Here is a 10,911-nt window from a genome sequence, read left to right on the forward strand (position 1 = left end):
GGATGAGGGTGCCGCTCAGCTCGGTCAGGGTCTTCATGGGGCCGTAGCCATACACCATCGGCCCGCGCCGACAAAGCGCCGCGGGGACCCGCCTCGGCGGCGGCCTAGGGCCTGGGCGGCGGGTGCTGGCGCGCCCAGGCCTGGAACCGTCCGGCGGCCCCCTGGAGGCGGGGTGAGGCGGTGGCCCAGGAGAAGGACCGGGTCAGGCGCAGGTCGCGGAGCGGCAGGATGCGGAGCGTGCCGGCCGCCACCTCGAGCTGCACGCTCCAGCGCGAGACGAACGCCACCCCCAGCCCCGCCACCGCGGCCATCTTGATCGACTGGTTGGAGCCGAACAGGAGCTCGGAGCGGCGCACCGAGCGGGCCCCGAGGACGCCGGCCAGCGCCTCCTCGACCACGGCGCGGGTGTTGGACCCGGGCTCGCGCAGCAGCAGCGGCGCCGAGGCGAGGTCGGCCGCGCGGGAGATGCGCAGGAGGTCGCGCGCGGACGCTGCGGCGACCGCCACCAGCTCGTCCTCCAGGTAGCGCTCCAGGTGGACGCGCGGCGAGCGCAGCCGGCCCTCCACGATGCCGAGCGGCACCTTGCCGTCCGCCACCCACTCCAGCACGCGGGCGGTGTTCGCGACCTGGAGCCGGAAGGGGACGCGGCCGTGCACCGCGCGGTAGCCGGCCACGAGCGGCGGGACGAGATAGGCCGCGGTGGTCATGCTGGCGCCGAGCACCACCTCCTCGCCCACCCCCGGCTCGTCCTGGAACGCACCCTCCACCTCGCCGAGCAGCGCGTGCACCTGCTTGGCGGTGTCGAGCAGGCGCAGCCCCCAGTCGTTCGGCGTGACGCCCTTCGACGAGCGGACCAGCAGCGCGCGGCCGCACTCCTCCTCCAGCGCGCGGATCTGCGCGGTGACCGCCGGCTGCGACAGGTGGAGCAGCTTGGCGGCGGTGGAGATCTTCCGGGCCTGCGCGACCACGCGGAAGGTCTCGAGCTTGCGGGGATCGAGGCGGCGCACGCGCGCAGGCTATCAGATCCCCTGCGCGGCCGGGAGGCGGCCATCAGCTCCGCCTATGGTCCATCCGATCTTGCGTGGAGGCGCGGCGCGCCGGCGGGCGCATCATCGCCTCCGGAACACGCCGGGCCGCGCCCGGCCGCTCAGCCCCGGAGGGCACCGCACATGGCCTCGATCCAGAACCGCGTCACCCGCACCGTCGTCGCGCTCGACGACACCGCCAGCTGCGCCGAGGCCGCCCGCCTCATGACCGACCGCGGCATCGGCTCGGTCGGCGTGCGCCGCGGCGGGACGCTGGCCGGCCTGGTGACCGAGCGCGACGTGGTCGCCGCGGTCGCGCGCGGGATCGACCCGGCCAAGACGCCGCTCGCCGCGGTGCTGCGCCCCGACTTCCCCGCCGTCGCGCCGCAGGCCACCGACGCCGAGTGCGCCCAGCTCATGCGCGCCCGCCGCACCCGCCACCTGGCGGTGCGCGAGGGCGGCGCGGTGGTGGGCGTCATCTCGATGCTCGACCTGGTGGACCTGGTGGTCGAGGAGAAGCAGTCGGACATCGAGCAGCTCGAGAGCTACATCCGCGGCGGCCGCGCCCACCAGCTGAGCGAGCCCATCACCACGCTGTTCTCGCACGCCGCGAACACGGCCTATTAGGCCAGGCTCGCTCCACGGGGCTGCGCCCCGATCTCACCACGGCACCGGCCGGTAGTCCTTGAAGAACTGCCCGGCCGGATGCCGCCCGGTGCGGAAGCCGTCGAAGATGGGCGCGACGATCCGCGCCGCGCCGTCCACGATGTCGAGCGGCGGCGAGAACGCGTGCTCCTCCGCCTTGCGCGCGGCGAGGTGGGCCGGGTCCTCGTCGGTCACCCACCCGGTGTCCACCGCGTTCAGGAAGATCCCGTCCTTCGCGTAGTCCGCCGCGCTGGTCCGCACCAGCATGTTGAGCGCCGCCTTGGCCATGTTGGTGTGCGGGTGCCGGTCGGTCTTGTGCTCGCGGTAGAACTGCCCCTCCATCGCCGACACCATCACCACGTGGCGGGCCGCGTCGCCGCTGGTGGCGGTCCCTTCGGGCGCGCCCGGCGCCCGCGTCATGAGCGGCTTCAGCCGCGACGCCATCACGAACGGCGCCGTCGCGTTCACGAGCAGCACCTCCAGCAGCTCCAGCGTGGGCACCTCGTGCAGGCGCAGGCGCCACGAGTTGTGCGTGCGCAGGTCCACCTGCTGCAGGTCCTGGTCGAGCACGCCGCGCGGGAACAGCTCCAGCGCGCTCTTCCCGGGCAGGAGCGGGTCCGCGTCGCTGCGGGCCTGCGAGAGCAGCGCCGGCCCGGTCACGCCCGCCGCGCCCCCCTGCCCGCGGAGCGCGTCCCGGAACGCCTCCCAGTCGCGCAGCAGCGCGCGCTCGGCCGGCGGCAGCGCCGAGGGCGGCGCCTGCTCGGCCTCGAGCAGGTGCGCGTAGAACCCCGGGGGACGCCGCACCGTCTGGCAGGCGTTGTGGACCTGGAAGTCGAGCCGCGGCAGCGTCGCGTCGAGCCGCTGGCAGAGCAGCTCCACGCTGGGGGTGTGGCGCAGGTCCACGCCGTGGATCGAGAGCCGGTCGCGCCAGCGCCCGAAGTCGGCCTCTCGCGCGTAGCGCGCCGCGGCGTCGCGCGGGAACCGGGTCAGCGCCACCACGCTGCAGCCCGCGCGGAGCAGCAGCAGCGCCGCCTGGTAGCCGATCTTCACGCGCGCGCCGGTGACGAGCGCCACCCGGCCGCGCAGGTCCGCGCCGGCGGTGCGGCGCGCCTGGTTCTCGTCCCCGCAGGCGCGGCACAGCTGATCGTAGAACGGGTGCAGGCGGCGGAACGTCGCCTTGCAGACGTAGCACTTGCGCGGCTCCGACAGCTCCGGCCCGGTGTCGTCCTCCGCGCGCGGCGCGCCCGCCTCGGCGCCGGCCTCGCGCGCGTCGGGCAGCCGGGGCCACCAGCCGGACGCGTCGGCGCCGGGCGGGGGCAGCTCGGGGAGCGGCGCCACGAACACCGGCGCCTGCCGGAGCCGCTGGATGCCGGTGTCGCGGCGCAGGTCCGCGTCCCGGGACCGGCGCGCGCGGTGCTCCTCCTTTAGCAGGGCCTTCTGCAGCTTCTTGCGGGCCTTCAGGTCCGGCCGCGCCACCTCGCCGGCCAGCCGCTGCAGCGCCACGCGCGCGTCCGCGTCCACGCGCGCGAGCACGGTGCGGTCCTCGGCCACCCGCGCCAGCACGCGGAGCGCCGCCGCGAGGTCGGCCGGATCGAGGTCCGGCCCGCCGCCGTCGCCAGGTGTCGCCATGGGGGCGCATCCATACCCCGCCCGCGGGCGCGTGCCCACCCCCGGCGCGCGGCGGCGCGCCGCAGGCGTCCCTCGTCCGCGCGTCCCGGCCCTGCGGGTCGGGCGCTCGCGCGACTTTTCCCGGCGGAGCGGGCGGGCGACGCTGGGCACGGTCGCAGGGGCCGGCGAACCTGAGGGGGGACGCGATGATCCACTTCTACGAAGAGGCGGCGGGCGGCGCGGCGTGCCGGGCGGAGAACGGCCGGTTCTGGACCATCGTCCCCGTCACCGTGTCCTGCCCCGCCTGCCAGGCGGTGCTGGCCGAGCGCGAGGCGGAGCGCCGGGCGCAGCGGGCGGCGCCGCCCCCGTGCGCGCCGGTGCTGCTCGGCCGGCTGCGCTCGGCCTGAGCCTCAGGGCTCGGGCGTCCCGTCGCCCGGCGTCCCGCGGCTGCCCGCCTCGAGGACCTGCGCCAGCGTGGCGGGGTCGAGGGGCTTCTCCACCCGGGCGTTCGGGACCCGCTCCAGGAACTCGCGCGCCCGCGCGGTGAACGCGCCGCCGGTCATGAACACGATGCGCGCCGCCTGGCCGGGGTCGAGCTCCTGCACGGACGCGTGGACGTCCATCCCGGCCAGCTCGGGCATCATCAGGTCGCAGAGGATCACGTCCCAGCGCTCGCCCGAGTGGAGGCGCCGGAGCGCCTGCGCCGGGTCGGTGCTCACGTCCACCGCGCAGTCGCGCGACAGCGTCCGGCCGATGGCGCGCGCCACCAGCGGATCGTCGTCGAGCACCAGCACCCGCCGCCGCGGCGGCCCGGCCGGCTCCGCGGACGCCTCCGCCCGCCCGATCGCGGCGCCGGCCGGCGCGGGCGGGAGCAGCACCCGGAACCGGCTCCCCCGTCCGACGGCGGTCTCGACGTCGATCTCGCCGCCCAGCGCCTTCACGATGCCGTGGCAGATCGACAGGCCCAGCCCCGTCCCCTCCCCCACGCCCTTGGTGGTGAAGAACGGGTCGAAGATCCGGGGCAGCACGTCGGGCGCGATGCCGGTGCCGGTGTCGGCGACCGCCACCTCGACGCGCCCGTCCGCGGCGAGCGCCGTGGAGACCTCGATGCGGTTCGCGCCCGGGTCGCCCTCGGGGATGGCGTGCGCGGCGTTCACGACGAGGTTCAGCATCACCTGGCCGATGCGCGCCTCGCTCGCCAGGACCCGCGGGACCGGCCCGAGCCGCAGGATGACCTGCGCGCGCTCGCGGGTGAGCGTGCCCGTCATCTTGAGGCAGCCCTCGATGACGCGCACCACGTCCACCGGCTCGAGCCGGTCGTTCTCGGCGCGCGAGAACGCCTTCAGGTCCCGGACGATGTGGCGGACGCGGTCGGCGCCGGCCAGCGCCTCGCGCAGCGCCTGGAGCGCCTCGCCGAGCGGCGCCTGCCGCCCGCGCGCGTCCAGCGACCCCAGCCGCTCCAGCGCGAACGCCACGTTGCCGTACACGTAGGTGAGCGGGTTGTTCACCTCGTGGGCGACGCCGGCCGCCATCGTCCCGAGCGACGCCATCCGCTCGGCCACGTGCACCCGCGCCTGCATCTCCCGCCGCTCGGTCACGTCGCGGGTCACGCCGATGGCGCCGAGCACCTGCCCGTCGGCGCTCCACAGCAGGCTGAAGCGCGACTCGGCCTGGACCCGCCGCCCGTCCTTCGCGACCACCTCGTGCTCGATGAGCGCGTCGGCGAACGGCTGCGCGTGCGGCGCCACCGCGCCGAGCCGGGCGAGCGCCGAGCGGATCCGCTCGATGGAGGGCACCGACAGGAGCCTCGGCCAGCGGAGGCGGCAGGCCTCCTCCGGCGTCCACCCGGCCAGCCGCTGCACCGCCGGGCTCACGTAGGTGAGGCGGCGCGACGCGTCCACCATCCAGATCACGTCGGTGGCGCTCTCGGCCAGCAGCCGGAAGCGGGTCTCCTGCTCGGCGAGATCCTGCACGGCCGCCTGGTGCCGGCGCCACGCGCGGAGCGTCAGCCAGGCCGCCGCGGCGGTGAGCAGGCCGAAGGCGGCGAGCACGGCGGTGGCGAGCAGCGTGGAGCGGCGCCAGCCGGCGAGGTAGTCGTCGAACGCGAGCCCGACGATGACGAGGTGCCCGGTGCGCGCCATCCGCCGGAACGTGAAGGTGCGCTCGATGCCGTCCACCGCCACGCCGGAGTACGTGGCCGAGCGGTGGCCGTCGCGGAGCAGCGCCTGCAGCTCGGGCGAGACGGTGCGGTCGCCGAGCGCGATCGGCGCGCCGGAGGTCTGGCGGCGCACGACCAGGCCGAGCTCGGGATCGCGCAGCACGATGACGCCCCGCGCGCCCACGTCGTAGCCCTCGAACGCGCTGCCCAGGTCCTCCAGCAGCACGCTCGCGACCGCCACGCCGGCGAAGCTCCCGTCCGCGCGCCGGAGGGCGCGCGCCAGGACCAGCAACGGGCGGGCGGTGAGCCGTCCGACGAGCGGCCTCGAGACGATCACGCCGAGGCCGGGCTCGGCCCGCAGCCGCCGGAAGTAGTCGCGGTCGGAGATGTCGATGACCGAGCCGGGGGGCGCGTCGCGGCCGTGCGCCAGCTTGCCGTCCGCGTCGAACGTCTCGAGCGAGTGGAGCTGCGGGATGCGCCCGCGCTGGCGGGCGAGGAAGTCGTCGAACACGGGCCCGTCCACCCGGCCCTCGGCCGACTCGCGCGCGTACTCGTCCGCCACGGTGAGCAGCGTCAGCTCGACCTTCTCGAAGACGCCGGCGAGGTACTGCTCGAGCGCGGCGGCCAGGTTCTGCGTGGCCGCGGTGGCGCGCTCGCGGTGGTGCTGGCGGCTGGCCTCGACCGACGAGCCGACCAGCAGCACCGCCAGCAGGTCGATGATCGCGACCGCCACCGCCAGCGCGCGGGCCGCTCGCGGCGACGACCAGGCCGGGACCGAGGACCGCTGTTCTCCGTCGCTCACGCGCGCGCTCCGGGGGGCGACCCGGGGCCACGAGCCCCCGGTCGAGCGGCGAGAGTACCCTCCGGACCGCGCGCTCGGAAGCGCCCTCGCGTGCGGGCGCCGGCCGCCCCCGCGTTCACGGGACGCGCGCGAGGCAGGTGTTCCCTGCTCCCACCCGGCGGCGCGCTACGCCGGGAGGAGCTCGCGCACCGCGTCCTCCAGCCGCGCGCGCGGCACCGCGCCGACGAGCTGGCGGGCCACCTTGCCGCCCTTGAAGAAGAGCAGCGTCGGCATCGAGCGGATCCCGTAGCGCTCGGCGGTGGCCGGGTGCCGCTCCACGTCGAGCGCCGCGACCTTCACGCGGCCGCGGTACCCGCTCGCGAGCGCCTCCAGCGTGGGCGCGAGCGCCTTGCAGGGCGCGCACCACGCCGCGGTGAACTCCACCAGCACCGGCTCCGGCGCGGCCAGCACCTCGCGCTCGAACTCCGCGTCCCCGATCTCCATCACCGCCGCCATGGCCGCCTCCGCCGCGCCGCCGGGCGGAGTGCCCGGCCGCCGCGCGGGAAGGGATCTACCCGCGGCGGCGCGCCGGGGCGACCCGCCGCGCCGGAACGCTGCGTTCCGCCGCGTCCCCCGGCCCGCCGGCCGGCGCGCGCCCCGGCGGATCCCAGGGCAGCGCCGCGGCGCCGCCCGACACCAGCTCGAGGAACGCGCGCACCTTGGGCGCGAGGTGCCGGCCGCTCGGGTACACCGCGTGGACCGGCATGCCCGGCGGCGTCTCGGCCTCGAGCACCGCCACGAGGCGCCCGGTCCGCACGTCCTCCGCGACGAGCGCCGCGGGCAGCCGCACCACGCCCAGCCCGGCGCGGGCGGCGAGCTGCCCCGCGCGCACGCTGGGCACGCGCAGGCGGCCGGCGGGGCGCACCGTCCGCGCCGTCGCCCCCGCGCCGAAGAACCAGACCTCGTCGGTGCCCGCCTCGGCGAGCAGGATGCAATCGTGCGCCCCCGCCTCGCCGCGCAGCGCGTCCGGGCCGGCGGGCGTGCCGCGGCGGGCCAGGTAGGCCGGGCTCGCGTAGCAGCCGGTGCGCAGCGTCCCGAGGCGCCGCGCCACCAGGGAGGAGTCGGCGAGCGGTCCGGTGCGCAGCGCGAGGTCGTGCTCCTCCGCGAGCAGGTCCACGTGCGGCGGCGCGAGCGCGAGCTCGACGCTCAGGCGCGGGTGGCGGAGCAGCAGCTCGGCCACCGCGGGCGCGAGCAGCTCGCCGAGCAGGGCCGGGGTGGCGATCCGCAGCGTGCCCTGCGGCGCGCCGCGGGCCTCGGCCGTCTCCCGGTCCAGCGCGCGGGCCTCGGCCACCAGCCGGGCGGCGCGGGCGTGGTACGCGCGGCCCGCCTCGGTGAGCCGCAGGCGGCGCGCGTTCCGCTCCAGGAGCCGCACGCCGAGCCGCTCCTCGAGCGCGGCGAGCCGGCGGCTCACGGTGGACTTGCGCAGGCCGAGGCGCGCCGCGGCCGCCGTGAGGCCGCCGGTGGCCACCACCTCCACGAGCAGCCGGAGGTCGTCCAGGCTCGCGTCACCGGCGATCATGGCGCGGGGCGCGGCCTCACCCCGCCCGCTCGGCGGCGGCCGGGGCCACCGCGCCCGGCGCGGCCGGGGCGGAGGCCGGGGCCGCGGGCCTGGCGCGCACGGCGGCCCCCGACGTCGCCAGCCAGGAGCCGCCCAGGATGAGCGCGAACCCCACCGCGGTGCCCACGGTGAACGGCTCGCCGAGGAGCGTCACCCCGGCCGCCACCGCCACCGCGGGGTTCACGTACGCGACGACCGTGGCGCGCACCGGGCCGACCTCGGCGATGAGCTGGAAGAACAGCGTGAACGCGAGCGCGGTGCACAGGACGCCGAGCCCCGCCACCGCGCCGAGCGCCTCGGCGGGCGGCCAGGCGGTGGGGAGCTGCGCGATCCCGAACGGCGCGTAGGCGAGCGCGCACATCGCGAGCGACACCGCCACCACGTCGAGCGCGGGGAGGTCGGAGAGGCGGCGCGCCACGATGCGCGGCGCGAGCGCGTAGCCGAGCACGACCACCGCGAGCTCCGCCACGGCGCGCGCGTCGCCGCGGCCGAGGTCGAGGCCGAGCAGCGCCACCACGCCCGCGAGCCCGACGGCGAGGCCGGACATGCGGCGCGCGCCGAGCGGCTCGTGGCCGGCGCTCAGGCGCGAGGCGAGCGCGCCGACCAGCGGCGTGGCGGCGATGACGAGCCCCGCGAGCGAGCTGGTGACGTGGCGCTCGGCGTCGGCGAGCAGGAGCCAGGGGACCGCCATCTCGCCGAACGTGAACAGCGCGATGGGCCGCCAGCGCGCCAGCACCGGCCGCAGGTTGCCGCGGAGGAGCACGAACGGGAGCAGGAGCACCGCGCCCGTGGCGGTCCGGAGGAACACGAGGCTGGCGGGCGAGAGGTCTCGCACCGCCACCTTGATGAGCAGGTACGGGATGCCCCACAGCACGCACAGCGCGACGAACAGGATCCAGCCTCGGCGGGTCACCCGGATCTCCTTGGCGCCGCACAAGGCCGGCGCGAGGACGCACGAATAGTCGGCCCGGCGCCTGCGGGCAAGCGCGCCGGCGCGCGCATCCGCGCGCCGGGGACGGGCGTTCTCGCGCCCCCCCGGGAGCCGCGGCGGCCGTCAGTAGACGACCACCGCGTCCGGCGCGAGCAGGCCCGACGTCGCGTCCACCTGCACCAGCGCGACGCGGCGGGTCGCGTCGGCGGAGAAGAAGGCGAAGCGGCCGTGCGAGACGTAGCCCTTGCCGCCCACGCCGATGCGCGCGAGCGGGATGGTCTCCTGGAGCGCCAGGAAGTCGTCGCCGAACAGGCGGAGCTCGGCGTCCGCGCCGGGATCCGCGGGCCAGTACGGCAGGCCCCGCACCACCAGGATCTGGCCGGCCGCAGCCGAGTGGTCCGCCCACTTCACCTGCCCGGTGCCCTCCAGCGCGCCCGCGTAGGTCATGTCCGAGCCGGCGGTGGAGCCCTGGGTGGTGTTCGCGTGGAAGGTGTTGCCGCACGCGGTCACGATGCGCAGGCCGTCCTCGGTGATCCAGAGGTCGCCGCACATCTCGTAGTCCCCGTGGTACGGCGAGTCGTACAGGAACGAGGCCGTCCCGCCGGCGATCGAGAACTTCCGGATGTCCTCGGGCGAGACGAAGTTGTCCGCGCCGTAGATGGCGGCGCCGCCCGGGTGCAGCCTCCCCTTCGTGCCGTCGTACGGGCTCCAGCCCGTGCTCGCCGTGTCGGCGCCGGTGGAGATCCGGATGGAGTGGAGCTGCTCCCAGGTGGCCGGGAACACGTAGATGTAGCCGTTGCCGGCCAGGACCACGTCGGACGGAACCACGCTGGTGGTGAACGTGCCGACCAGCGCCGGCGGCGCGTCGAGGCTCACGTACGAGACCAGGGCGTCGTGGCCGACCGCGGCGTAGCGGCCGTCGGGCGAGACGCTCACGGCGAGCGCCGCCTTGGGGAGCGCCACGGACACCTCCGTCCCGGCGACGGGGTCGGCGACGTAGAGCTTCGAGCCGCCCACCGCCACGAGCCGATCGAGCGCGCGCGAGTACTCCGCGTCCACCACCGCGTGCCCCAGCATCCACACCTTGCGGTGGACCGTGACCTGCACCACGTCCGTCGCGGCGCTCGCGAGCTCGCCGTCGTGGACCGCCAGCGAGAACGCGTACACGCCCTCCAGGTCGTAGGTGACGGAGGGGGCGCAGGCGGCCGGATCCGAGAGGGCGGCGGCGCTGCCGGTCGGCTTCGATACCAGCGCCCAGGCGCAGGTGATCGGGTCCTGGTCCGGGTCGCTGGACGCGGCGGCGCTGAGCGCCAGCGTCGCGCCCGCGTTCGACTCGAGGTCCGGCCCGGCGTCCGCGACGGGCGCGTGGTTGCGGACGGTGATGGTCGCCTCGTCCTGCGCGGAGAGGCCGCCGGCGGTCACGGTGAGGCGGACCACGTAGGCGCCGTAGACGTCCGGCGTGAACGAGGCCTGCGAGAGCGTCGCGCCGCCGAACGCCGCCGCGCTCCCGGCCGGGCGGGACACCAGCGCCCACGCGTAGGTGAGGGCGTCGCCGTCCGGGTCGGCGCTGGCGCGGCCGTCGAGCGCCACCGCGATCCCGCGGCTCCCCTCCCGGTCCGGCCCGATCGACGCCGTGGGCGGGAGATCCTGGCTGGTGATGACGACGTCGTCCGAGACGGGCGGGTTCACGCCGTCGGAGACCTGCAGGCGCACCCCGTACACGCCGGGCACGTCCGCGGTGAAGGACGCGTGCGCGCTGCCGGCGGACTGGATGAGGGCGGCGCTGCCGCCGGGCCGGGAGGTGAACGTCCAGCCGTAGGTGAGCGGGAACCCCTCCGGATCGCTGCTGGCGGCGCCGTCGAGCTGCACCAGCGCGCCCTTGCCGACGGTGCGATCGAAGCCCGCCTGGGCGACGGGCGGGCCGTTGCCCGGGATCACGGGGAGCGAGGGCTTGTCGCTCCCGCCGCTGCAGGCGAGGGCGGTGCAGAGCGCGAGGGCCGCGGCGGTGCGGCGGCGGGCGGGGTGCATGGAGCCTCCGGCGGTGGCGGACGGGCGCGCGCCGTCATGGCGCCGGCGGTCCACCCCGGTCACTGGGGGTGCATGCTATGGCATGGGCCGCGCTTCACCGTGCGCCAAACGCGCGGC

General features: G+C 76.7%; 9 protein-coding genes. 2 read left to right on the plus strand and 7 right to left on the minus strand.

The window, feature by feature from the left end; all coding sequences use genetic code 11:
- Positions 1-104 precede the first annotated feature (104 nt).
- Positions 105-1,007, minus strand: coding sequence for a LysR substrate-binding domain-containing protein (locus tag PSR1_RS17570; protein WP_059438750.1), 903 nt, complete (start codon positions 1,005-1,007; stop codon positions 105-107).
- Positions 1,008-1,169: 162 nt separating this feature from the next.
- Here PSR1_RS17570 and PSR1_RS17575 point away from each other — a divergent pair, with 162 nt between their 5' ends.
- Positions 1,170-1,652: a cyclic nucleotide-binding/CBS domain-containing protein gene (locus PSR1_RS17575; protein ID WP_059438751.1), complete on the plus strand. Its 483-nt coding sequence runs from the start codon at positions 1,170-1,172 to the stop codon at positions 1,650-1,652.
- 33 nt (positions 1,653-1,685) lie between these two features.
- Here PSR1_RS17575 and PSR1_RS17580 read toward each other — a convergent pair whose 3' ends face one another.
- On the minus strand, positions 1,686-3,299 hold the full coding sequence (locus tag PSR1_RS17580; protein ID WP_059438752.1) for an SDR family NAD(P)-dependent oxidoreductase: 1,614 nt from the start codon (positions 3,297-3,299) through the stop codon (positions 1,686-1,688).
- Positions 3,300-3,484: 185 nt separating this feature from the next.
- Between PSR1_RS17580 and PSR1_RS17585 the strand changes: the two genes are divergently transcribed.
- Positions 3,485-3,685 (plus strand): hypothetical protein, encoded by a 201-nt coding sequence (locus PSR1_RS17585; protein WP_059438753.1) that lies wholly within the window; start codon positions 3,485-3,487, stop codon positions 3,683-3,685.
- 3 nt (positions 3,686-3,688) lie between these two features.
- On the opposite strand, the gene PSR1_RS17590 is transcribed toward PSR1_RS17585, so the two are convergent.
- The 5 genes from PSR1_RS17590 to PSR1_RS17610 form a co-directional block, all read right to left on the minus strand.
- Positions 3,689-6,238, minus strand: a complete 2,550-nt coding sequence (locus tag PSR1_RS17590) for an ATP-binding protein (RefSeq protein ID WP_059438754.1) — start codon at positions 6,236-6,238, stop codon at positions 3,689-3,691.
- 165 nt (positions 6,239-6,403) lie between these two features.
- Positions 6,404-6,733: a thioredoxin gene (gene trxA, locus PSR1_RS17595; RefSeq protein WP_059438755.1), complete on the minus strand. Its 330-nt coding sequence runs from the start codon at positions 6,731-6,733 to the stop codon at positions 6,404-6,406.
- Between the two features lie 55 nt (positions 6,734-6,788).
- Positions 6,789-7,796, minus strand: a complete 1,008-nt coding sequence (locus tag PSR1_RS17600; protein WP_059438756.1) for a LysR family transcriptional regulator — start codon at positions 7,794-7,796, stop codon at positions 6,789-6,791.
- A 16-nt stretch (positions 7,797-7,812) separates the two neighbouring features.
- Positions 7,813-8,748 carry a DMT family transporter gene (locus PSR1_RS17605; protein ID WP_193388382.1) on the minus strand — a complete coding sequence of 312 codons (936 nt, stop codon included), beginning with the start codon at positions 8,746-8,748 and terminating at the stop codon, positions 7,813-7,815.
- Positions 8,749-8,889: 141 nt separating this feature from the next.
- A complete protein-coding gene (locus PSR1_RS17610) occupies positions 8,890-10,794 on the minus strand; it encodes a PKD domain-containing protein (protein ID WP_059438758.1) in 1,905 nt (634 codons plus the stop codon).
- Between the last annotated feature and the right edge of the window lie 117 nt (positions 10,795-10,911).

It is taken from the genome of Anaeromyxobacter sp. PSR-1 (assembly GCF_000964525.1).
GTDB lineage: Bacteria > Myxococcota > Myxococcia > Myxococcales > Anaeromyxobacteraceae > Anaeromyxobacter.

What these genes read in the sequence shown, in the direction of transcription:
- PSR1_RS17575 (WP_059438751.1), top strand. Translation starts at nt 1,170, where the DNA reads ATGGCCTCGATCCAGAACCGCGTCACCCGCACCGTCGTCGCGCTCGAC.
- PSR1_RS17580 (WP_059438752.1), bottom strand. Translation starts at nt 3,299, where the DNA reads ATGGCGACACCTGGCGACGGCGGCGGGCCGGACCTCGATCCGGCCGAC.
- PSR1_RS17585 (WP_059438753.1), top strand. Translation starts at nt 3,485, where the DNA reads ATGATCCACTTCTACGAAGAGGCGGCGGGCGGCGCGGCGTGCCGGGCG.
- trxA (WP_059438755.1), bottom strand. Translation starts at nt 6,733, where the DNA reads ATGGCGGCGGTGATGGAGATCGGGGACGCGGAGTTCGAGCGCGAGGTG.
- PSR1_RS17600 (WP_059438756.1), bottom strand. Translation starts at nt 7,796, where the DNA reads ATGATCGCCGGTGACGCGAGCCTGGACGACCTCCGGCTGCTCGTGGAG.
- PSR1_RS17610 (WP_059438758.1), bottom strand. Translation starts at nt 10,794, where the DNA reads ATGCACCCCGCCCGCCGCCGCACCGCCGCGGCCCTCGCGCTCTGCACC.